This is a genomic window from Shewanella vesiculosa (assembly GCF_009994065.1).
Taxonomy (GTDB): domain Bacteria; phylum Pseudomonadota; class Gammaproteobacteria; order Enterobacterales; family Shewanellaceae; genus Shewanella; species Shewanella vesiculosa.
This window is the reverse complement of sequence record NZ_JAACSD010000017.1, coordinates 1-24242: the sequence shown is the minus strand read 5'-3', so window position 1 is coordinate 24242 and position 24242 is coordinate 1. Positions and strand designations below refer to the sequence as shown.

The window sequence follows — 24242 nt, the reverse complement described above, 5'->3', positions numbered from 1 at the left end:
GTCAATATGAGCAGGTTGTTTGGGTATCTAAGGGTAAGGAGCTACATATGCGCCCGTTTTTTTTGATGCCACATTTTTCTGTAAAGCATGTCTATAAATTACTGTGTTTCGGTTTGTTATTTGTCATTTATGCCTGTGTTACCAGGGCATTTGCCTCACCGTCTGGATATCAAGATAATGATATCAGCCAAGGAACCTTAGTCTATTCTACCCAAAACCAAGTTATACAAGCCTTAGCGCTGGATACACAAGTGAGCATGGATGTGTCGGGTTTGCTTAATCGTGTCACGGTTAAGCAAGTGTTTATCAATGATTCAGATCAATGGGTTAACGGGCGATATGTCTTTCCGCTACCCGAAAATGCCGCCGTTGATAGCATGCAGTTACGCATAGGTGACAAGATTATAGCGGGTAAAATCCAACCTAAGAAGCAAGCATTACAGACGTTTGAGACCGCTAAAAAACAAGGTAAACAAGCCAGTTTATTACAGCAACAGCGTCGTAACTTATTTTCATCAGATGTGGCTAATCTTGCTCCGAATGAGCAGTTAATTGTTGAGATCAGTTACCAGCAACAGGTTGAATACCGCGATGGGATGTTTAGTTTACGTTTTCCATTAGCGATTACGCCGCGTTATAACCCGCAAGGGGATCATAATAGCGAGCCGCAACAGCAAACCATGCCGTCTAGCCATAATGAGGTGAAGCCTATAGTTCAAGCCCATTCTCAACTGATGGTTAATATGCAAGTAAACATAGATGCAGGGTTTGAGTTGAACTCGCTAAACAGTCTGTATCATCCAATTAAACAGTCAAGTCATGGCCATTATTACAATGTGAGCTTTGCAGGTAAACAAATTGCCGACCGTGATTTTGTGCTGCAATGGCAAGCAAATGTTGGCGCATTACCGCAAGCGGCGACATTTTATCAAACTGGCAAAACCCATGTGACAGATAATAGTAATGACTTTACTGATGCGAAAAATGTTGCAGGGGCGGAGCAAAGACAAGCCAATCCCGTAGATAATAATTTGTACTCGTTAGTGATGTTAATGCCGCCCAGTGTCGAGGTGAGTGAGCAACATCTTATCGCCAGAGAACTTATTTTAGTTATCGACACCTCTGGGTCTATGTCTGGTCAATCGATTATTCAAGCCAAACAAGCATTACAATTTGCCCTTGCTGGGCTGCGTGATATCGACAGTTTTAATATCATTGAATTTAACAGTGACGTCAGTATGTTGTCGGCAGCACCATTGCCTGCCAATAGTCGTAATATCAATCGAGCAAATCGGTTTATTCAATCATTAGACGCTAATGGTGGCACCGAAATGCGCGGTGCTTTACAAACCGCGCTGGTGGACAGTGTCCAAGCACCACAAAACGATCAAACTGCTAAGCATAACGAGTCCATGTTGCGTCAGGTTATTTTTATGACAGATGGTGCAGTGGGTAATGAACATGAACTGTACCAATTGATTAGTAATCAATTAGGTGACAGTCGATTATTTACTGTTGGCATTGGCTCTGCACCTAATTCAGACTTTATGCGCCGAGCCGCCACTATGGGCCGTGGCACATTTACCTATATTGGTGATGAGGCTGAAGTGCAGCAAAAAATTGAGCAGTTGTTACATAAAATTGAGCAACCAGTGCTTACTAATATTGGTTTGTATTACCTTGATGGCAGCGTACCGGATTACTGGCCAACAACCATTAGCGACTTGTACCAAAACGAACCACTTTGGGTCAGCATTAAATCGGCATCACACCAGCAGCAACCGATTATTGTCTCAGGTAATATCAATGGTCAGTATTGGCAACAACAGCTTGATTTTGATGATAATCAAGCAGCAAAAGGCATTGATCTATTGTGGGCGAATGCGCAAATCACCTCACTCGAATTGTATAAAGACAGTAGTAATCGTCAACGTGTTGATAAACAAGTGGAAGCGTTAGGCATCCTGTATCACCTAGTGACCAGCCAAACCAGTTTAGTTGCAGTAGACGTGACACCGGTAAATCCATTAATTGATAGCCCTATTGACGTGCAATTACAGAATCATCTGCCACATGGTTTGCAAGCGGCACCATCGTCGCAAGTGCTGCCGCAAACGGGAACCGCCAGTCGCTTATGGTTATTAATCGGTTTTAGCTTATTAGGCTTGGGCTTACTGCACTATTTATGGTTAAGACAACGTTTACCAGGGCAGGTGTTAGTGATTGAATCAGATGATTAAACGGGAGCTAAATGATGCAGCGAACTATATCACCGACCAAACACTGGATTGTGATTGTGCTGATGAGCGTGCTGGGATGCGGACTATTAATACAGGGAGGTTATATGCAAGCTAAAGCCCATTTTGCGCAATTTTTGATTGAGCGTGCCTTTGAGCAAACCTTGGTGGATAACCAACCACATAAACCTTGGTCGTGGGCCGACACTCATCCCGTGGCGAAAATGCGCGTATTGCAACAGCAAACCGATGGTTTTCAGCCCTTAGGTAGCGATCTGTATGTGCTCGCTGGGGCCTCTGGGCGTAATTTGGCTTTTGGCCCGGGTTTGATGCTAGGCGGTGCTGGGTTAGGGGAGCAGGGGAATACCATTATAGCGGGTCATCGTGACAGTCACTTTATGCGTTTACAATATGTAAAATTGGGCGACATCATCGAGCTATATAGTACCGAGGGGGAGCGAGTGTTATATCAAATAACGGCCACCGAAGTGGTGCATGAAACTGACATGAAGGTGCTTGCTCCTACGGCAGAAAAACACTTAACCTTGATCACCTGTTATCCGTTTGATCAACTCTCTGGTAATGCCGAATATCGTTATATTGTTGAAGCTAAACCTATCGATGCGCAACCGTTATATAGCTAAGCTATTACCGTCTATAAGCTTATGGTGAAGGTTGGCAAGCTTGACCCTTATGCAATAGTGATGAGTGTTAAATCTACACTTGAGTCAGTAAGCTTTTGGGGGATAAAGCTTTATCCCCCCAAAAAAAAGCAGAGTCCACTATATATTATTAGTGACTCTGCTTTTCATTTCAGACAAGCTGCGGTTAGGCTCTCATGGATTTTTCACCACGGGCTAAACCTACTACACCAGAACGTGATATTTCAATCACCTTGGTCATGTCGGTGAGCGCGTGGATAAATGCATCAATTTTATCGCTGGTGCCAACCATCTGCACGGTATAGATATTGGAAGTTACATCAACAATTTGACCACGAAAAATATCTGCAGTGCGTTTGACTTCTTCGCGTTGATCGCCTTGAGCTTTCACTTTTACTAAGGCAATTTCACGTTCAATGTGGGGTGACTCAGTAATGTTAGCCACTTTCAAAATATCAATAAGCTTGTGCAATTGCTTTTCAATTTGCTCGAGAATATTGGCATCTGCAATCACGGTAATATTTAAACGTGACAAGGTTGTATCTTCAGTTGGCGCTACAGTTAAGCTTTCAATGTTGTAACCGCGCTGAGAAAATAAACCTACCACTCGTGATAATGCGCCTGGTTGGTTTTCAAGTAATACAGAAATAATACGACGCATTAGCTTTTCTCCGTCTTGGTTAGCCACATTTCGTTCATTGCACCGCCACGAATGAGCATTGGGTATACGTGTTCAGTCTCGTCGACACTGATATCAACAAAGACTAATTTATCTTTCATTGCCAATGCTTCAGCTAGTTTTGATTCTAATTCATCAGGGTGATTGATGTTCATACCGACATGGCCATAAGCTTCGGCAATTTTGGCGAAATTAGGTACAGAGTCCATATAGGATTGCGAATGACGACCGGAATAAATCATGTCTTGCCATTGTTTTACCATGCCAAGAAAGCGGTTGTTTAAGTTAATAATTTTCACCGGAGTGTCATATTGCAGTGCGGTAGAAAGCTCCTGAATATTCATTTGGATAGAACCATCACCTGTGACGCATACTACCGTTTCCTCAGGAAACGCCATTTTAACGCCCATTGCCGCAGGCAAACCAAAGCCCATAGTGCCTAATCCACCCGAGTTAATCCAACGGCGAGGTTTATCAAAAGGGTAATACAAGGCGGCAAACATTTGATGTTGGCCGACATCTGACGCCACATAAGCATCGCCATTAGTCAGTTTGTACAAGGTTTCAATCACTTGCTGTGGTTTGATTCTGTCGCTGGTGCGATCAAATTCTAAACTTTGGCGTGAGCGCCAAATTTCAATATCGCTCCACCAAGCAGCCATAGCGGTCGCATCATTGGTGTCGTTCGTTTCATCGAGTAAATCTAACATAGCGTCTAGAATATTATCGGCAGAACCCACAATCGGAATATCGACCCGAACCGTTTTAGAAATAGATGATGGATCAATATCGATGTGCAAAATGGTTGCGTTAGGGCAATATTTTTCAACATTGTTGGTGGTGCGGTCGTCAAAACGGACCCCAATACCAAAGATTAAATCGGTATTATGCATTGCCATGTTGGCTTCATATAAACCATGCATCCCCAACATGCCTAAACTTTGTTTGTGCGTGCCAGGAAATGCACCTAAGCCCATTAGGGTACTGACCACTGGGATGTTTAAGCGCTCTGCAAGCGCCAGAATTTGTGCGTCACAACCCGAAATTATCGCGCCACCACCGACATATAACACAGGTTTTTTAGCCGCTAATAAAGCTTGCAAGCCGCGACGGATTTGGCCTTTATGACCAACAGTTGTTGGATTGTATGAGCGCATTTTTACGCTGTCTGGATAAATATAATCATGCAGTATATCTGGGCTTAAGCAGTCTTTTGGCAAGTCAATTACCACTGGGCCTGGGCGACCTGTTGCTGCAATAAAGAAGGCTTTTTTGACTGTTTCAGGAATGTCTTTAGCGTCGGTTATTAAAAAGCTGTGTTTTACGATAGGACGTGAAATACCAATCATGTCACATTCTTGGAAGGCATCATTACCAATCAAATTACTCGGTACTTGACCAGACAGCACTACTAGCGGAATTGAATCCATGTACGCGGTGGCAATCCCGGTAATTGCGTTGGTTGCACCAGGGCCTGAGGTCACTAGTACCACGCCGACTTTTCCGGTAGCGCGTGCGTAGCCATCAGCCATGTGCACGGCAGCTTGCTCATGACGTACTAAGATGTGTTCGATACCGGATATTTTGTGCAGAGAATCGTAAATGTCTAACACCGAACCGCCGGGGTAACCGAAGATATGGCTGACACCTTCATCAATTAATGAGCGCACGATCATACTCGCGCCAGAAAGCTTTTCCATGAAATACATCCTTATTAAGTTACCGTATGGTAAACAGTATCTTGTATACAACGACGGTAATCGTTTTATCAATAAGCTTGAAGGATAATTCAAACTCGAAGATTGAATATTGCTGTCGTAATATTCAATGGCTAGTTTTATCGTTACTGAAGCAGTAACTTGCCTCCATCTTATGTAAATTTATTTTTACTGCAACCCCTTTGGTTAATTATTTTTGTTTGTTGAAATAGTTTCATGTTTATGATTTTTATTTGGGGCTTGAAAGCAGTGGGTGTTTATCAATAAAGCGCTGTACTATTTATACTGAAGTTAACTGCTAAATATTAGCGACTTAGCAACCTAATTAGCGGTCGAATATGGCATTCCAGGAAGCTACTCAAGTGTATGGAGATGAAGATCGAGTTCAGCTGAGTTTCAATTCATATGGGAAATAGCGTGTTTGATTTGTTTTACTTTTGTCGTGGTCATAACGATTTTGCTTGGTGCAGTCATTTAATCGCTGCTGAGCCAGGGATTGGTGAATCAAGATTACACACTTGAATGATGGCTATATATTGGGTGGTTTTTATTACTAGCTGGATGAGTGCTGCGATTTTCTTTGCTGTTTATTGATGAATATGTGCTAAACAACAAGGCCAGAGAGTCACTGGGAAGTTGCCAGATTAGTACCTTGATCTGATCTGTATTAATCAATGAGTTAAGCGAAGGGGAGGGTTGACTGTTTTGGCTCTCTCATAAGAATAAAGCCACCGATATCGATGACTTTATTTGTGGTAATACTTTATTGATTAAAGGGTCTTATTTTTCGATAAGGTACTTTGAAAAAACTGACATAGCCCGACTAATAAAATAGCGCCAAGCATCAAGGCTGCAAAAGGCACAGCGGTACCGTCATAAAAATACGCCAGCAGTGGCCCCGCAACTGCGCCAAAACCAAAGCGTAGCGTACCAATCACTGCGGTGGCAGTACCGGTTTCTTGCTTGAATTTCATTAATACAATGGCGTCGGCATTGACTGACATCACCCCTAGCGAGCCCATTAAAGGAATAAGCATTAACACGGTAAAATGATAACTTAAATCGAGTAAATTAACGGCTAGCAGGCCAGTTGCGGCAATGACTCCGAAGAATGTTGACACATGCAACATCCGTTTGGAGCCGAATCGGCTAACCACTCTAGAGTTGACAATGTTGGCGAGCATCAAGGCTCCCACATTGGTGCTAAATAAAATCGCAAACAGCGATTTATCTAAATTAAACACTTCCATGTAGATAAAAGGCGAAGCGGTTAAGTAACAAAAGAAAGCAAATGAAGTTAATACACCGCTGGATAAATTCAGTTTGACGCCATTGCGAGCAAAGACTGTGTAGTAGCCGCCTAAAAAGGTCTTTTGACTGCGACTGCCTAGGTCTTTATCGCTGGGCATTTTTAGTTTAAATAATACTAAGACTAATAATGTGATGGCATAACAACTTTGGCTTAAGAAGATAAGATGCCAATCGCCGAGTTCCATTATCAAACTGCCCAAAGTAGGTGCAAGTAATGGCGCTAACATCATAATAAGGCTGACATAAGACATGCCTTTGGCGGTATTGTCGCCATAAATCTCTTTAATGTAGCCAGGCACCACAACCGTGGCAGCAGCACCAATCAGAGCTTGTGCAAAACGCAATATCAAAAATTGTTCAATACTGGTACTTAATGCAATAAGTAAGCTAATAATCGTGAAGCCTAATAAGCCAAATATGACCAGTGGACGTCGGCCTATCTTATCGGCCAATGGACCAAATACCAGCATACCTAATGCATAGCCCGCCAGATAAATACTCAGCGATTGTTGCACTGTCGTGATGTCGGTATCAAACCCTAAGGCCAATGTAGACATCGCTGGTAAGTACATGTCGATGGCTAAAGGAGTGATGGCGACAATCGCGGCAAGCATAGGTATTAACATCGCTAAGTGGGGAATACCCGCAGATACTGGAGATGAGTTGGACTTTGATGGCGATACCACGGGAACCTCATGTGCTTTGTGCGTTTTTGCTGCAAATGGCGAAAAATTTTCGTTAGTTTACCACGCTATGGCGCATTTTCTGAGCCTGAATTTGTAATGAATAATTTAGCTAAATAGCATTTACATTAAGGCAATAGAGTGAATTCAAATAGAACAAAAATGCAACATTTTTGTCATTAAAACTTCACCTTGATTGTCTAAGTTGTTGGCATTATTTTGCATAACTTAATTCGGAACTTTAGTTTATGAAACGCTTCCCTCAAGGTAAAACGGCACTACTGGTTTCTTCAATCATGGCCACTATGTTGCTAACGGCATGCAATGGTGACGATGGACAGGCGGGGGCTCAGGGCATGGATGGCACCAATGGAGACGTTGGGTTGTCAGCCCTGGTTGCGTTAACCTCGCTTGCTGTCGGCGATGCACAATGTCCATTCGGCGGCCAGCAAATTGAGACCGGAGTAGACATCAATAGTGATGGTGTTTTAGAAGCAAGTGAAGTTGATGCGGCGCAAACACAAATAATCTGTAATCAAGCCCATAATACTCTGAGCGCTGATTTAGTGGGGCGTTATCAATCGGGTGTTTACGGTCTTAGTGCCGCAGAAATTGTTGATTATCATCCGGCAAGCCAAAGCGCATTTGTCGTTAATGCTCAAAGCGGCAAAGTTGATGTGGTTGATTTGTCAATGTTAACTCAAGCGCCGGTTTACGCTGAAGCCGGTTACAGTTTAAATAATCTCAGCAAAAAAACGGACTTAAATATCAGTGTCGATACTGGCTTAACTTTATTAGGCGCAGTTAACAGCGTCAGTGTATCGGGTAATTTACTCGCCGCAGCCGTTGAACGAGCAGACGCCTTAGGTAATGCGACCCAAGGTAATGGCATTGTTGCATTTTATCGTTTATCAGACAGTGAGTTACCCCAGTACTTGTCATTTGTTGACGTTGGAGCATTACCCGACAATGTCGTGTTCAGTCCTGACGGTAGCATGTTATTAGTCGCCAACGAAGGTGAGCCAAATAGTGCTTATGATATCGACCCTGAAGGTTCTATCGCGTTAATTGCAATCACTAATGGTGTGCCTGCCACAACGGCTACCCTAATCGATTTCAATGATTTTAATGTTGGTGGTTCACGTAATGCAGAACTGAGTCCATTGATTAAGATCAATGGCCCTGGAGCGAGTGTCGCGCAAGATTTAGAGCCTGAATATATTGCCGTGTCGCCAGACAGCCAAACTGCTTACGTCAGTTTACAAGAAAATAACGCCATTGCAGTGATTGATATCAAGGCGGCAGCGGTAAAAAATATTATTGCTTTAGGGCTTAAAAACTTTGGCTTAGACGCCAATAAAATCGATGCCAGTGATAAAGATGATGCCATAAATATACAGGCTTACGCTGGGGTGTATGGTATGTATCAGCCAGATACGATAGCCAGTTATCGCTGGAATAATACTGATTTTATTGTCACCGCCAATGAGGGGGATTCACGAGATTACGCCGGTTTTTCCGAAGAGGCTCGTGCTGCAGATCTAAGCTTAGATCCAAACCATCCACAATTTGCCGCAGCGCAAGATAAAACACAGCTTGGGCGCTTAAAAGTCACCACCAGTATGGGTGATGACAACAATGATGGCTTAATGGATAAAATTGTTGCTTATGGCGGGCGTTCATTTTCGATTTGGACTACTGATGGCCAGCAAGTATTTGACAGCGCTGGTGATTTTGAACGAATTACGGCTGCGATATTGGCAATGAACTTCAATAATAATAACGATGAAAACAAAGGTGATAGCCGCAGTGACGATAAAGGTCCAGAGCCAGAGGCACTCGCTCTTGGCCAAATAGGCTCACGTACTTATGCCTTTATTGGTTTAGAGCGTACCTCTGGATTTATGATTTACGATATTACTAATCCATTTGCCGTATCGTTTGTCGATTATGTCAGCAATCGTAACTTTGATGCTGATTATGTCATTGATACCGATACTGGTGAGGTTGAAGGTGATGCGACATTAGCAGGTGATTTAGGCCCAGAAGGGATGAAGTTTATTGCCAGCCAATATAGCCCGACAGGCTTGCCATTGTTACTGATTGGTAATGAAGTTAGCGGCACCACAACTGTGTATCAACTGCAATTACAGTAATGCATTGATGCTTTTTTATCGCCAAAGCGAATGAGCGTGTTGCGATTTTGAGTGTCTAACAAGCCGAGCATAATATGCTCGGCTTTTTTTGCTGCGTATGTCCTATCCTGAAATATGTTTATTTATCGCAGGTGAATATGTCGTAATTAATTTGAAATAAAACTATGATAACAACCTAGATTATAAGTATTGAGGTTGTTGTGGTACTGAGTCGTTTGTATGATTTTATGCCAGGTTTAGAGACCTTCTCTCGTTACGAGCGAAGCTGGCTCAAGGATGATGTTCGCGCCGGTTTGTCTGTTGCCGCGGTTGCGTTACCTGTGGCAATTGCTTATGCGCAATTAACCGGAGTGAATGCCGCGGTGGGGTTGTACTCTTGCGTGTTACCTATGATCATCTACGCTTTATTTGGCACCTCAAGACAACTTATTGTTGGTCCCGATGCGGCAACTTGTGCGGTTATTGCTGCGGTAGTGACACCTTTAGCGGCCGGCGACAGCCTTAAACATTGGCAATTAGTGATGACCATGACTGTGATGACCGGTTTTTGGTGTTTAATCGCCAGTCGATTTAAATTAGGTGTATTAGCGGACTTTTTATCAAAACCTATTCTAATGGGACTACTCAATGGTGTCGCCATTACCATTATTGTCGGCCAATTTTCGAAAATATTCGGTTTTACCTTTGATGAAAAATACTTACTTGAACGCTTAGGTGGTGCGCCAAGCTATTTGTCGCAAACCCATATTCCGACGCTATTGATGGCCATCCTTACCGTAATTGTCTACTTTGCAATGAAACGCTTTAAACCAACTTGGCCAGCATCAATGTTTGCTATTGCTGTTGGCGCCGCTTTAGTGTGGCTTTTCCACTTAACCGACTATGATATTGCGGTGATTGGAAGCGTGGCAGGAGGAATGCCATCATTTCAAACACCAGTGTTTAATATCGGTATCGCTCGTGAGTTAGTCATGCCGGCACTCAATTTAGCGATGGTGAGCTTTGTCAGTATGATGCTTACCGCCCGCAGCTTTGCTGCTAAAAATGGTTATGACATTGATGCCGATAAAGAGTTTAAAGCCTTAGGTTTGGCCAATATTGCTTCTGCTCTCTCGCAAGGTTTTGCCGTTAGTGGCGCAGATTCTCGTACGGCTGTAAATGATGCTAATGGCGGAAAAACCCAATTAGTGTCCGTGATTGCGGCGGTATTGATCGCTATTGTGGCGGTGTTTTTAACCACGCCGTTAGAGTTTATTCCCAGTGCAGCATTGGGCGTTGTGTTAGTGATAGCCTCAATACATCTTATCGATCTGAAAGCGCTGTGGGGATTACGTTTACGCGATCGCCAAGCATTTTATTTGGCCTTAACGACTTTCTTTGCTGTTTTGTTTATTGGTGTTATTCCCGGAATTACCCTTGCGGTGCTATTGGGATTATTTCAGTTTTTACGAACGGTCATGCGACCAACAGATCAAGTGCTCGGGCTTGATGCCAAAGGGATTATTCGTAGCGTTGATAGCAGTGATAAAGCCGCATCTGTGCCAGGTGTGTTCATTTATCGATTTAATTCTCCACTGACTTATTTTAATGCCACCTACTTTAAACGACGTCTGCTTGAACGATTTGCTCGTCAGAATCAACAAGAAACCATTGAGTGCGTGATTATCGATGCGGTGCCATGTTTTACCCATTTAGATTTGAGCGTAATGGCCATGTTGACCGACATCAATGCATTATTGCGTAAACGCGGAGTGAGTTTGGTATTGGCAGGGCGTAAACGACAATTAATTAGTTGGTTTGAACAAACCGATATGGTGTCTGGAGAAGAAGGCATTACAATTCATTCAGACTTATATCTCGCGTTAAAGATGCACCAAAGTCATGTTGCTGCTTATGAGTCCCAACGCTTAGATGATGCTGATCAGGATGGTTCGACAGAGGTGATACTGTCACATAGCCAAATTTAACCATTAGGGTTCGCTGTTGATGTGTGTTAGGTTTGATTAAGTTAATGAATTTAAATGCTTTTAATAAGTGTTGTTCAGAGCGTATTTATTATATAAAATCGCCAAAAATAACCAAGGTATGGCAATCATACCTTGTAATGACGCCCCCTCGAAAATCAGGCCCTTAATTTCCTTCCCGGGCCCTTGAGTAAAGTAAAAAGCGTAGTCTTTCTGTTGGATGTGGCATGTATGGTTTCGCAAGTAAGTGAAGCAATGCTGGATGTGATCGCAGATGCGTTAGTCGATAAAGGGTATATCCTCTTATCAGATATCATTCCTGATTATGTAAGTCTGGCCTTGCTTGAAAAAGTGCAAGCTCAGCGCGATATTGATTTTAAACAAGCCGCCGTTGGTCGAGGTCTTGAGCAACAAATTAATCCTGATATTCGTTCGGATAAAATTAGCTGGCTAGACAATCAAGACCCTATTGACCGTGAATATTTGTCGATGATGAGTCAACTTAAAGATGGCCTTAATCGTCGTTTGTTTATGGGGCTATTTGACTTTGAAAGTCATTACGCAGTTTATGAGCCGGGGGCATTTTATAAAAAACACCTCGATGCGCTGCACGGCAGCCAAAACCGCATTTTATCGACAGTCTTTTTCTTAAATTCTGACTGGCAGGAAAACGACGGTGGTGAGTTGATTATTTATGATGAATCTGATTTACCTCTAGAAGTGGTTAATCCTAAAATTGGAACCTTGGTGCTGTTTTTAAGTGAACGTTTCCCTCATGAAGTGAGACCGACAATGAAAACTCGCAACAGTATTGCTGGATGGTTTAGGGTTAGTCACGCTAATCATGGTTTTTAATCATATCGCTGTCAGCCTGGTGCTGTGATAAGCCCTTTTTAAGATAATCTTTTAGTCACAACAGAAAACAATGTTTTTAGAATATCAATAAAAACATTGTTGCCGTTGGCTGTATATCTATATGCAGTTAAGGTAATGTAACCTATCAACAACAGGAGCATTAACTTGAGCTGGATTAATAGACAAGATTGCTTAATTGGCGAGCATGTTATTTTAGAACCATTATCATTAGACCATGTTCCTAGTTTAATTTTAGCTGCTAACGACGGTGAATTGTGGACCTTATGGTACACAAACATCCCCGATGCTTCGGGAATGAAAGCGTATGTCGAGTTTGCACAAGCCTGTGAAAACCGAGGCGAAGCCGTTGCATTTGCAGTGCGTGATAAAGTGTCTGGTAACATTGTTGGTAGCACTAGAATTTGTCATTGGGATCAACCCAATCGCAGACTTGAAGTTGGCTACACTTGGTATGCTAAATCCTATCAGCGTACGGCCATAAATACCGAATCTAAGTTATTAATACTCCGTTATGCTTTTAATACCTTAGACGCCATAGCGGTTGAATTTAGAACTCACAGGCATAATCTTGCCTCACGAAATGCGATTGAACGACTCGGTGCCAAGCAAGATGGCATATTACGCAATCATAAAATCCTAGCTGATGGTACTATTCGTGACACGGTCGTGTTTTCGATTCTTGAAACCGAATGGCCTCTAGTGGAACCGTTTTTAACATCACGTTTAACGCATTATCAATCTTAACATTACCGACTAATTTCTAAACATGAAGGGAAAGAACCATGAATAAATCTGCTATGTGGATTTTTACTGTATCGGCACTTTGCGCCAGCATGACCGCACGTGCAGAAGATGCTGCAGAAAAGGCATTTACTGATGAGTTAATCGAATGTGCAGCTTATTATCAAATTAGCTCTGAAGCGATTGGTGCGATGAATGCACCACAAATGAAAGCAGTCGGAGACCGTTTAAAAACGTCCGCAGTTGATGCGGTTGCTATTGCGGGAAAGTATCGCGCGCCTGCGCAAGTTGAAAAAGATGTGATTGCCGCTAAACAACAGCAAATCGATAAATTAGCTGGCTCGAATAACTTAGGTGGACTGATGGCAAAGTACAAAGATTCTTGTAAATCCATTGTCACTGAACCACAAAAACGCTTAGATTATTGGACTATGGCGACCATGTAATGGCGTCATATTAAGTGAATATAAATAACCACGTATAGTTTTCTATCGTGGTTATTTTTTTAGCCATTGCCCTTGGGGCGTTTGGATCATATGCCCAGGTTCTGCTGCTTCAATGGCTTTTTGCGCCGCGAGTGTCGCGACTTCATCAATGCTCACGCTATGTCGTTTGGCGATAGATTGATAATAGTATTTCCGTTTAGCATTAACGGATAATACTAGCTGTTTTGCCTCAGGAGTGTCGATAATTAACCCTAAATAACCATTCGGTTGCTCACCCACTATTCTTGCTGCTTTAGCCTCTTGCAATGTCATTGACCACGCACTCGCACTCCATAATAAACTGGTTAAGCATAGTGCTGTAGCGAAAGTGAAAGTTGATTTCATCTTGATCACCTCTGCTTAAAATAACTCATCATTTTCGAGTAAATTATTGAGTTCTTTATCCACTCTAATTTTAATTTCATGCTCAATTTTTACATTTAAGTTAATCACGATAGGCTTATCGGGCGGTTCTATTTTTACTGTTGGCGTACAAGCTGATAGGCATAACGATGCCATTATGGTGCTGATACTGATTAAATATAGCGATGAATATTTCACGTAGACGATCCTTTTATGCTGCTATTGGATTTTTGTTTCAATCTTGTTTTGTAGTTGATTGCCAATCTGGGTGCTTTTGTATAATTGAATCAGGTTCTCTTGATGAGTGTAATTGAGGTGGACAGGTCGCTCAATTCCGCGGCTGTTACCTTTAACACCCAAGTTAAGCACGGCATCTCCATTGGGCGTCATGTCAAATGTGCTCGCCAACTCAGTGTAGTTAAGATGCTCAAGTGCGGTAAATACCAATCCAAGATAGGGTTGAGATAATTCTAGTCGATCTATGGCAGGATTTCCGGCTACTTCAATTAATCCTCCAGGCTTACGCGCTGCAAGTTTGCCACCGGATATTGTCACTTTGCCATCTGTTAATTCTGCTGGAAGTACGCCATCAAATAAGCCATTGGCTTTAACTCCTACTTGGGGTTGTTCTTCTAAAAACTTATCTAAACTAAGACCTTGTAATAACAAGTATCCATAAGATTTATCATGCAGTTTAAGCACAAATTCAGGTAATAGAAAACGTCCATCCAGCATGTCGCCACTGGCGGTAAGATTGATGTTAGTCTCACTTAATCCGGTAACCTGTTGTAACCAGTTGGTCGGCAGTTTATTGCCATCTTTATTGAGTTCAATATTGGCATTAACATTTAAATTAGTGAGCGATAAGCCGATTTTAGCTTGCTGTAAACTGATTGCCGTTTGTGGACAGACAAGCTTACTGTGAGCAAAGTGTTTTGCATCTGCGGCCGTATTCGGTGCATCGTAAGTTTGTTGCCAGTTAAATTGGCATTGAGCAAAAACTTCACCGCCGTTAAATGTTTTATCTTGCCATTGCCCAGATAAAGACGATAACTGCTGTTCAATCTTCATCTCAAATTGACTACTATTGTCTATTTCGCTTAAGGCAAATCCAGCAATGAGTTTACTGTGGCCCTGTATAGTAAAGTCATTCGGCAAGGGTTGGACTTTTTGCAATGTATTTAGTGCGGTTTCAATGTCGGTATCGAATGTCCATTGTCCTGCTAGTGATAAGGGGCTTTTCTTATCCGCAAATTTAAGCAAGTGATAGCTGCTTAAGGTAAGAGTATCCAGTTGCCATTGCTCATTACCGATTAATAGTCCTTTGGATAAGTTAAGTTGTTGAATGACATTTAACTGGTTTAGCGCAAGCAAAGGTTGGCGGCGATTGTTGCCGATCTGTTTGGTGATGTCGAGTTGATTGACACGCCATGCTATGTCGTTAGTCGCTGGGGTTTGTAACCACTTGTCTAATGACGTTTGTAAAGAGTCATCTCTATGTAATCCAAGGGATAACTTTTGGTTAAACGCCACCTCAGCTTTATTAATCACTCCCTCTATGGTCGATAATGCGTTTTTGCCTGCGTGCGTTGCTTGCTGGCCAATAAGCTGACCAATTTGAATCTTGAAAGGGGCCAGATCAATTTGAGTCGTGTCTGGTTTGAGCACTATAGTCGAGGTGTCATTGACCGTAAGCCCAAATGTCTCCCATTGCGCCGACGTTGTTTTGGTTTGTTTAGTTTGCTGTTGATTCTCACTGGTTACACTGCGTGAAATACTACTGTGATTGATGGCAAAACTAGAGCTTGAATCTAACGATAGCGCGAGTTGATCTTGTTGTTGCGATATTTTACCGACTAAATGTAGTTTAGCCTCTGACAATAACAGCTGATCTAAAGCAATTTGCGGAAATAAAGCTTTAATATCAACAGTACTTGGAGCTGAAGGCGATGCTTGTAAAGCCGCCTTTTGATTTGTGCCAGTTATGGGATCTGTTATCCGAGTGTCGTCAGTGGCGAGTGTTACTGCTTGCTGTTGTTCGGTTTGGTTTATGGCGGCATGCGATGATAAAGCCATATCCAAGTCAAAATCACTGCTAAATTGTTGGTGACTATTCAATGTTGTATGGGCCAAGGTTAGCTGACTTTGCAGTAGTAATCCCTCAATGCTCAGCTTCAAGTCCGGCAGTGTTATTTGTAACGGTAACATATCATTTTGTAAGGGAATAACCGCTTCGATAGGGGAGTCCATGTGCACATCAATATGGGCCTGCTGAGAAGCGAACTTAGGCGTAAGTTGATCAATAGCATGTATTATTTGATTATCATGATCACCGGCAAATAATCTAATCAGCTTATTTCTGTCTTGTTCTGTTGGTGACAGTTGATAGTTAATGGGCGCTATGTTGAGTTTAATCGCGAACGCGTTAGTGGTTTTGTTGTCGGTTAAGGTTGTTGATATTGGGTAGTTACCCATATTTAGCATTAATTTAATTGGCTGCTGCGGCGCAAAATATACACTTGGCCACAGTGGAGAGTGCAAGGATAGTCCATCAATTGATTGTTGGCTGCTGATTTCACCGCTCATTAAGTCAACTTTACTATGGGCTGTCCACTGGCCTTTCACTGTGAGTTGTTGCTGACGGATGGGTTGCAGTATTTGTGATAACTGTTGCTGTAAGCCATTAAGCATATTATTAGCTTGTGCTTGTTGTGACTGCTTGCTATTTAATAAATGTAAATATTGATCTAATGACTCAAGCCCCTGATAACTTAAGCCCAAATCAACCAGCGTATTAAATTGCCACGCTTGTTTATCTAAGGTGGCATCAAGATTAAATAATGGAAAATCATTAAAGCGCCACAAGGTATTTAACTGACCTTCTGGGGTTAATGTGAGCTTGTCCATTTTTAACGTATTGTGCTGTGGATCATCTTTATCCAGAAGTGGCAGCTTAATGTTAATCTCGCCTAACTCAATCATGGGTAATTTAGCCAAGTTGAGCTGCATTGACGCCGGCGATTCTTCTGTTTGTTGAGACTGACGAATAAAGAAACTGTCGCCTAAATCGACATAAACACTGTGTGTTTTGATACTAATAATGTCGTCAGCACTGATTTGTTGATTTTTAAGAATTTGCAGGCTATCTCGCAGCTCAAGGTTAAATTCTTGGATAGCGATATGACTGTCTTCCACTTTCAATACTAATCTAGGAATATAAATATGGTTAAACGACACATATTCGGCATCAAAGTTAAGCACTTCGATATGATTGTCGGCGAGTAAATTATTGAGTATTTTGACTGTAATGGGTTTGGCATTTTCGAAAATGATCCACACTAAGGCCACTGTACAAAACAGCACAAAGAGTAAGATTTTGTTAACGGTCAAAATGCGCAATAGTGACTCACTTTACGTTTGCTTGGTTAAGGCCATATGTGTTTGTTGGTCATGTATTTTTACATGACCTTGACTGTGATTACTCATCGCGACACCTTGTTGATTATAAGACATTTAGCGACATAAATTGGCTCATAAATGCTATTGCCAAAAAGAGGCTATTTAACGGTATAGCGATTAAAAAGTGAATTAGTTTAGCATGTTATTAGCAGTAGATTATTAAAATATAACACATTATTAATCTGTGGGCAGTTCAACTTTTAAGACGTATTTAGCTGCAGGTCGTGACAATTTGATGCCAGACAGAGTTTGCCAAGTGTCATGATGCATCGAGTGTGAGCGATAATGCACGAGTAAGTAACCACAAATACTGCCGCAAGCGGCGGTTAAATAATCTTGCTTATTTGATAGAAGACGTTTTTATCAGGAGTGGAGTTATTTAGCGACTGTGTCTCTAAAAACGGTGTTTCTTTAACGATGTCTCTTAGGCTTGTGCTGCATTTGCTCAATCAAGTGTTGAGCCGTTTATCTCGAATAAATGTTCACCATAAAAGTTCAACTGTATCTGAGTTTCATGTGGTATTTAATTCAATAAAAAAGGCGCATATGAGCGCCTTTTTATTGCCGATTAAGAAGGCAAGCTTTTTCGTTTAGCCTATCAAAGGTTCAACAACCATGTGTTGTAGTTCAATTGGGGCTATGGCATGTAGAGCATCCATTGCAGCACCCACTAAAGTGATTTTCCCTACCGATGATTCAACTAATACAGCACGCTTAATCTCGCTATATTGGCGGTTATTACGGATCAGATTTGATAACGCCATTTGCATAGGCTGCATTGATGGATTAAATGCTGCACTTTCAGCATAGCGACCACAGAAAGTGGCGCCATCCTTGGTTTCAAGAACTACAGCGGCATTATTGTTGGTGTATGGCGCATAACTTAGGCCCATTTGATCAATGGCTTCGATGATCATTGGGTCATCAGAATCACAATTAAATTCTTGCTGACGTTTACTTAATAGCGGCATGGTGACATCTAAGTCAGCAGGGCCAAACGCATAAGGCAAATAGTGTGCTAGTGTTTTAGTTTCTTGCTCTGGCAAATGAATTCTAATCTTACTGCCATTGACTAGCTCATTCATAAATTGGCGACAGTGGCCACAAGGGCTGAAGTTGACAATAATATCAACAATTTCTGTTTCACCGGCCAGCCAAGCGTGGCTGATTGCACTTTGTTCAGCGTGTACGCTGTGAAATAGCGCTTCTCCGGGTAATTCTAAATTAGCGCCCATGTACAAGTCGCCACTGGCACCTTTTGCGATAGCGCCTACGTAGAATTCGCTGATAGGAGGGTTAGCCAGTGCAGCTGCAATAGGTAATAAATCCATTAGCACTTGTTGTTCTGGTTTGCCGCTTGCTTTTACAAGCTCAGCAAATTGAATCGCATCAATATGACCACAAAATTGCTCATGAAGTATTGGCACAAGTGCGGTAGCCAAAGGCTTGTCTAGTTGAGTAATGCTCTCTAAAAATCGATTTTGCATTCCCTTATCCTTAGATGAAATAAATTGTGTAAAGTGAAAGTTCACTATAATGATTGTAAATATTGGTATAGGGCTTTTAATAGCTTTTGTTTGTGTTCATTCTCGCTGGTTTCTTCGACCAGATTTTCGAGTTTTATCACATAATCAGCATTCGATAATCGTTGTTGACAGAAATCTCGCCATTTACGAGCTTCACTGTCGCTTAATGTTTCTGGGTAATTACGGGCCCTAAAGCGAAACAACATTTCATTGATACGAGGATCATCAAACTGCAATGCTAATGCGGCTAAATTATGGGGTGCTGTATGGCAAATAATGTCCATTTTCGTTTTATCGGCATGGCTGAAAAAACCACCGCTATAGAGCATTAAATCAGGATCAGTAATCGGTTTACGGTCTGATTCAAGTTCGAAGACTTGGTTCAGTTTTTCACGCAATTCTGGGTGATTTTTCAGGCGTTTATATTGCTCGCGTGCAAATGCTTTATCAAACTGTAATTTTTCTGTTACCTCATCGTCAAGTAATTTTGGTGAACCGATAAACGGGCACTTGTTCAGATGAATTTGTTTAAGTGGTATCGGCAGCTCGTTTTCAGCCAGATTTTGACGCGAGGTGTACATACGATCGCTGATTTCTTGGGCCGACAAGGCTAACAAGGGAGAAATGTCCATCGCCAAATTAACGCAGATCACTGCATTTTTATTCGTTGGATGATAGGCCACTGGTGCAATCAATGTGGTACAGCCTTGCAGCGCACTAATTTTTGAACTGACATGAACCAATGGCTGCATTTTTAGCACATCAATATGATCCGCAACCGCTTGTTTACGTCTTAAGTTAAAATAATATTCATACAGTTTAGGCTGTTTTTGCTTGATTAATTTAGCCATAGCGATGGTGGCATAAACATCTGACATAGCATCATGAGCTTTTTCATGACTTAAGCCATTGGCTTGAGTGAGAAGTTCGAGCTTAAAACTCGGTGAGCCATCTTCTTTCATTGGCCAATTAATTCCGTCGGGACGAAATGCATAGCAAGCACGAACTAAATCAATAATGTCCCATCTCGAATTACCGTTTTGCCACTCGCGTGCGTAAGGGTCGATAAAGTTACGATAAAAACCATAACGACTGACTTCATCATCAAAACGTAGTGAGTTGTAGCCTACAACACAGGTGTTTGGTTGACTAAATAAGCCATTGATACGTTTCATAAACTCAGCTTCTGGTATACCTTTAAGGTTAGCCAGTTGCGGGGTTATACCTGTAATGAGTATGGCTTCGGCAGCAGGTAAATAATCTGGTGCAAGTTTACAATAAAAGGTTTCAGGCTCACCAATAATGTTCAATTCTAGATCGGTTCGAATACCTGCAAATTGTGATGGTCGATCTTTACTTGGATTCGCCCCAAAGGTTTCGTAATCGTGCCAAAATAGGGATGGTTGATTATCATGATTTATGTTCATTTATTTTTACTCATTTTTCTATTTAACATCATGTAAATCATGATTAATTCCATTTTAAACCACTTTATTCAATTTAATTGAATTTGCTTTGCTATTAGGGCATCTGTGTACATGCCTGTGTACATATTTTTAATGTGTCATAAACTCTATATATCAATACTAAATATGTACGCAGGCTCTAAAAATGTCTTTATCTGACTCACTGTTACGCTCTATAAACGGCAAACCATATTCAGGTAAATCTGAGCTTTCAGACCGCGATGGTTTAAGTGTGCGCATCAGTCATGCTGGCACCATTACCTGGTAGTATCGCTTTCGATTTCGCTCGTCGCCAGGGCGTTTAACCTTAGGTCGATACCCTGATGTCAAACTGGCTGAAGCTCGAAAATTGATACCAGAACTTAGAAACTCATTAGCGAATGATACAGATCCAAGAGTGTATTGGAAACAACGCAATACCCGAAGAGGCAGATCAACCGTTAGGTGCTGTTATGAACAATTCCTATTAAAGCAAAGTAATTCTTTAAAGCCTGGTACTGTAGCAACATATGAGTCATGTTTTAAAGTTCATCTGTTTGCTTGGTTTGAAGACCGGTTAGTAGAAGATATTACTCTAGGTGAATGAATTGATTTCTTTGGTCAAAAGTCGAAGAAGAATAGGGTAACATCTGGTGCAATTCTCAAACAGTTGAAAATAGTTTTAAATTGGTCTGTTAGGCGTCAGTTGATCTCCAACGTTGATGTGCTCCAATTAAGAGTATCTGATATTGGTTCTGCTTCAACAGTCGGTTCAAGAGTCCTAACTATTTTAGAGTGCGGTAAAATAAATGGGTCCTTCTGGCTCGGTGCACTGCGGGGGGACAAGCGCAGTGCTTCACTACATATGAAAATTTTAGGGGGTTGCGTTGTTGTTTTATAGACTTGATCTCTGCTATTCAATTTCACCTAAAAAATAAACCTATTAAGCTAATGAATTAATAGTGTTTTACCCTACATTTGATGATGCACAATTCCACTCAACTTTTGATCGTCTTAAACCGCAACTTTTGATCGCCTAAATCTTTGTGTCCATAGCTTTAGTTTGCTGCTACTTTTAATAGACTGGTTACATTAATGTAATACTAGTTCACTAGTTAAGGATGACTATGAGTAACGCCACAGAATTGTATTGTATTGAATCCACCTCTGACACTTCTATCATCGAAGAGATCATTCAAAATGAGTTGAAAAGGGCCGACGGCTTACCCCAAGAGTTAGCGGTAAAAGTTTTTGCCAAGGACAATAGTATATGCTGGGATTTCGATGATTCTATTGCCATTTCTTTTGAGCAACAAAAAGTATTAGTAAAAATCGTGCACAATGCATTTGACTCAGTAAAGCAGATAACTTACTAAATATATTAAAAAATACAGACTTATGCCTTGCAAACAGCGCAACGCATAAATACTAAAACGTTAGTGAGAACATGAAAAAATTCAGCATTTTGCTTTTATCCATAATTAGTCTTTTTGCCATCGCAGGAAATAGTAAAATGATTCATAACAATGTTGAGCGTCTACAGAAGCTTGAAAAGTTGTTAATTGAAAAGAAATTTACTGCTGATGAAAAGCTTTTTTATCCTGGGGCGCCTTCAGAAGAAATTAGGGCAACATGCGAACAAGCAATAAATATCTTGATCAAGGCATTAATTGATATTCCTGAAACAGGTATTACGAAAGATCAATTTTGGGGACTCCTAGAAAAAGCCGCGGAGCTTTATAAGCAATTTGACTCAGAAGAAATGGACCGAGGCTTAACTTATATGGAAGAAATAATGGACATTTACGGCATCGAAAGTTCAGGTGGTAGATTAAACACTTGGAGGTATGGGGTTGACCCAGTTAATTCTCACTAACATGTTAAATCATCGGAAAACCACTCACTGGCTGCGCCAAAGCGTTCGCGTTTTCCGCTGTTTAAAGCGTTATGCGTATTCGCAGGTATTAGGCTCAAATTAATGAAGCGAACACAATTTGATATTCTCAGGCAGTGTTACGATGAGCTAGCCTATGAACTTAAAACAGTTGAACACGATCTTATGCGGGATTTGTTGAGAGCTTGGGATGTGTCTTTTAAACAGATGGATAATTATTTGCTATCGAAACAAGTCACAAAATCTCAAGTTAGTTCCGGGCTGCGGCAGGGCTTAAAAGATTTACCAGAAATATTTGATGATTTACCAGAATCTATTCGAGAGACGGCTCTGGCGAAGTATAAGTTGGTGATGTCGAAATATGAGTAAAGTCAAAATAGATCCACAGCCGAGAGCTGGCATCAAAAAAAGCAAATTTCTATAGCATAAAGCTTACCCATTAACCTGGACTCGACATCGGCCAAGTCCAACAAGCGGTTTGTGCCATGCAAACAGCGCAACGCACAAATACTAAAACGTTATACACAAGGAGTTTGTAAATGCCTTTTTCCGCCAAAATGACTTTAATGTTGCTTTATTTGAGTTCAGGAGTCAGCATTACTCTTGCTGCATGGATGATGTTAGTCGTAGAGGCTAGGCCATCAACTGCAGTTTCACAGTTAATTTCTGGAGCAGCCTTTTTTTGGGTGGCTTCTGCTTTGAAAAAGCGAGATGAAAAATCTTTGATTATTGGTTTAATAGGGACTGGTGGATTCCCTCTTTTTTGGCTTTGGAAGGCTTATGACCAGTATTTTTACGATCTTTCTCTCTTTGATGCATTTAGAGTTTATCCGATATTGGGAATATATATCATCCCCTTATCTGCACTGATTTTTTTGCTATTACCAGCCTCAAAAAGCTACTTTAGACCTAAACACGAAAGTTGCGTATAACAAACCTCTAAATTCAGATTCACCAAGGCTGTCATGCCATTTGCTGAGCAAATCGCCCGCCAGCACTCGGTTCACTTATTAGCAGGGCGTTGAACTAAGCCTCTGCGCGGAGCGAAATGCTGACTCAATAGAGTGTATTAACCTCATTGAATCAGTTAGACTTAAAAAAATGTGATGGAGCACTATAATGACAAGGGAATTTCAATTGAACACATACAAATCAAGTCTCATAATCAATTCAACATTGCTTTGCAGCCCAGAGCTAGCATCAAAAAAAGCAAATTCCTATAGCATAACTTGTACCCATTAACCTGAACTCGGCATCGGCCAAGTCCAACAAGCGGTTTGTTCCATGCAAAGCGCGCAACCCACAAATACTAAAACGTTATGTGTACGGACTATGAATAAAGTAGATCTAGCTGAAGCAGGTAAAATATTAGCATCCGAACTTGATGAGCTTTCAAGGGATTATCATGTTAAGTCAGACCAACATGAAATTTTGATTTGGGAAGCCGATATTCTAAGGGCTAAGGCACAAGACTTAATAGAGAACTGCGGCCTTAGTGAAAACCTTCAAGCCTCAACTTTAATTAGCAAGTGGGGTGATAGCTTGGCTAAGAAAATTCCAGTCATTGCAAATAAAGTTAATAGCTTTCATAAAGAATATGCATCAATCAAAAACACATAACACATATGAGCCTCCCGCCAGTCAATAGGCGAGCCTAACTTATTTGACTGCTTTTGCAGTCAAATTAAAATCAATCAACAAATTCATCTACTTCGTCTGTCATTTAGCTGTCAAATCATCGTGCTTTTAGCAACAACAGCATGCAAACACGTATAGAGGCTCTCTTAAGGCGATCTTATCGCTGCCTGACTCTTTTCACTCCTTTGAAATTTCAGGGGCACTAGACATTTATCGGTTAACCCTAAGATGGCACTATTCAAGTCAGAGGTGCTTTTTGCACAGTTAGTTTCAGGCTCATTTAGGGTGTAAACGACTTTGTTGATTGTATTTATTAATGCGCGCCAATAAGGTGTCATTCTTTATAAAATCAAGTGCAGGCGATGTAGCTTAAATAGCATTTGGCATAGTGATGATGGTGAGAAG

21 protein-coding genes and 1 pseudogene are annotated in these 24242 nt (G+C 41.4%); 14 read left to right on the top strand and 8 right to left on the bottom strand.

Annotated features, from left to right (window positions below; genetic code table 11):
• The first annotated feature begins 47 nt into the window (after positions 1 to 47).
• Both GW828_RS16445 and GW828_RS16440 read left to right on the top strand, forming a co-directional pair.
• A complete protein-coding gene (locus GW828_RS16445) occupies positions 48 to 2240 on the top strand; it encodes a marine proteobacterial sortase target protein (RefSeq protein WP_273059714.1) in 2193 nt (730 codons plus the stop codon).
• Between the two features lie 11 nt (positions 2241 to 2251).
• A complete protein-coding gene (locus GW828_RS16440; protein ID WP_273059713.1) occupies positions 2252 to 2881 on the top strand; it encodes a class GN sortase in 630 nt (209 codons plus the stop codon).
• 184 nt (positions 2882 to 3065) lie between these two features.
• Here GW828_RS16440 and ilvN read toward each other — a convergent pair whose 3' ends face one another.
• From ilvN to GW828_RS16425, 3 genes are all read right to left on the bottom strand, one after another.
• Positions 3066 to 3560, bottom strand: coding sequence for an acetolactate synthase small subunit (gene ilvN, locus GW828_RS16435; RefSeq protein WP_182723813.1), 495 nt, complete (start codon positions 3558 to 3560; stop codon positions 3066 to 3068).
• Positions 3560 to 5278, bottom strand: coding sequence for an acetolactate synthase 3 large subunit (locus tag GW828_RS16430; RefSeq protein WP_182698765.1), 1719 nt, complete (start codon positions 5276 to 5278; stop codon positions 3560 to 3562). The genes ilvN and GW828_RS16430 overlap by 1 nt, the downstream gene beginning before the upstream one ends.
• 788 nt (positions 5279 to 6066) lie before the next feature.
• Complete coding sequence (locus GW828_RS16425; RefSeq protein WP_273059766.1) at positions 6067 to 7233, bottom strand: multidrug effflux MFS transporter; 1167 nt, start codon at positions 7231 to 7233, stop codon at positions 6067 to 6069.
• A gap of 305 nt (positions 7234 to 7538) precedes the next feature.
• Here GW828_RS16425 and GW828_RS16420 point away from each other — a divergent pair, with 305 nt between their 5' ends.
• From GW828_RS16420 to GW828_RS16400, 5 genes are all read left to right on the top strand, one after another.
• Positions 7539 to 9446, top strand: a complete 1908-nt coding sequence (locus tag GW828_RS16420; protein WP_273059710.1) for a choice-of-anchor I family protein — start codon at positions 7539 to 7541, stop codon at positions 9444 to 9446.
• Between the two features lie 227 nt (positions 9447 to 9673).
• On the top strand, positions 9674 to 11413 hold the full coding sequence (locus tag GW828_RS16415) for a SulP family inorganic anion transporter (protein ID WP_124018443.1): 1740 nt from the start codon (positions 9674 to 9676) through the stop codon (positions 11411 to 11413).
• Positions 11414 to 11641: 228 nt separating this feature from the next.
• Complete coding sequence (locus GW828_RS16410) at positions 11642 to 12265, top strand: 2OG-Fe(II) oxygenase (protein WP_273059708.1); 624 nt, start codon at positions 11642 to 11644, stop codon at positions 12263 to 12265.
• Positions 12266 to 12439: 174 nt separating this feature from the next.
• On the top strand, positions 12440 to 13030 hold the full coding sequence (locus GW828_RS16405) for a GNAT family N-acetyltransferase (RefSeq protein WP_420542442.1): 591 nt from the start codon (positions 12440 to 12442) through the stop codon (positions 13028 to 13030).
• A gap of 53 nt (positions 13031 to 13083) precedes the next feature.
• Positions 13084 to 13473, top strand: a complete 390-nt coding sequence (locus GW828_RS16400) for a hypothetical protein (RefSeq protein ID WP_165870201.1) — start codon at positions 13084 to 13086, stop codon at positions 13471 to 13473.
• 51 nt (positions 13474 to 13524) lie between these two features.
• Here GW828_RS16400 and GW828_RS16395 read toward each other — a convergent pair whose 3' ends face one another.
• From GW828_RS16395 to sbcB, 5 genes are all read right to left on the bottom strand, one after another.
• Positions 13525 to 13857 (bottom strand): YdbL family probable chaperone protein, encoded by a 333-nt coding sequence (locus GW828_RS16395; RefSeq protein WP_182698761.1) that lies wholly within the window; start codon positions 13855 to 13857, stop codon positions 13525 to 13527.
• A 15-nt stretch (positions 13858 to 13872) separates the two neighbouring features.
• Complete coding sequence (locus GW828_RS16390) at positions 13873 to 14031, bottom strand: YnbE family lipoprotein (RefSeq protein WP_124018445.1); 159 nt, start codon at positions 14029 to 14031, stop codon at positions 13873 to 13875.
• Between the two features lie 63 nt (positions 14032 to 14094).
• Positions 14095 to 17274, bottom strand: coding sequence for an intermembrane phospholipid transport YdbH family protein (locus tag GW828_RS16385; RefSeq protein ID WP_273059703.1), 3180 nt, complete (start codon positions 17272 to 17274; stop codon positions 14095 to 14097).
• 650 nt (positions 17275 to 17924) lie between these two features.
• On the bottom strand, positions 17925 to 18821 hold the full coding sequence (cdd, locus tag GW828_RS16380; protein WP_124018439.1) for a cytidine deaminase: 897 nt from the start codon (positions 18819 to 18821) through the stop codon (positions 17925 to 17927).
• Positions 18822 to 18865: 44 nt separating this feature from the next.
• Positions 18866 to 20287, bottom strand: coding sequence for an exodeoxyribonuclease I (gene sbcB / locus GW828_RS16375; RefSeq protein ID WP_273059700.1), 1422 nt, complete (start codon positions 20285 to 20287; stop codon positions 18866 to 18868).
• Between the two features lie 184 nt (positions 20288 to 20471).
• On the opposite strand from sbcB, the gene GW828_RS16370 reads away from it, so the two are divergent.
• The 7 genes and pseudogenes from GW828_RS16370 (at position 20472) to GW828_RS16340 (ending at position 23819) form a co-directional block, all read left to right on the top strand.
• On the top strand, positions 20472 to 20594 hold the full coding sequence (locus tag GW828_RS16370) for a hypothetical protein (RefSeq protein WP_273059698.1): 123 nt from the start codon (positions 20472 to 20474) through the stop codon (positions 20592 to 20594).
• Between the two features lie 12 nt (positions 20595 to 20606).
• Positions 20607 to 20912, top strand: a pseudogene (locus GW828_RS16365) (integrase arm-type DNA-binding domain-containing protein); the annotation flags it as partial.
• 520 nt (positions 20913 to 21432) lie between these two features.
• The gene (locus GW828_RS16360; RefSeq protein WP_273059696.1) at positions 21433 to 21681 is read left to right on the top strand and encodes a hypothetical protein; all 249 of its coding nucleotides are present in this window, start codon (positions 21433 to 21435) and stop codon (positions 21679 to 21681) included.
• 71 nt (positions 21682 to 21752) lie between these two features.
• A complete protein-coding gene (locus GW828_RS16355; RefSeq protein ID WP_273059694.1) occupies positions 21753 to 22181 on the top strand; it encodes a DUF4844 domain-containing protein in 429 nt (142 codons plus the stop codon).
• 102 nt (positions 22182 to 22283) lie between these two features.
• Positions 22284 to 22568 (top strand): hypothetical protein, encoded by a 285-nt coding sequence (locus GW828_RS16350; RefSeq protein WP_273059692.1) that lies wholly within the window; start codon positions 22284 to 22286, stop codon positions 22566 to 22568.
• A 170-nt stretch (positions 22569 to 22738) separates the two neighbouring features.
• Positions 22739 to 23131, top strand: a complete 393-nt coding sequence (locus GW828_RS16345) for a hypothetical protein (protein ID WP_182723806.1) — start codon at positions 22739 to 22741, stop codon at positions 23129 to 23131.
• Positions 23132 to 23531: 400 nt separating this feature from the next.
• Complete coding sequence (locus GW828_RS16340) at positions 23532 to 23819, top strand: hypothetical protein (RefSeq protein ID WP_273059690.1); 288 nt, start codon at positions 23532 to 23534, stop codon at positions 23817 to 23819.
• Positions 23820 to 24242 lie beyond the last annotated feature (423 nt).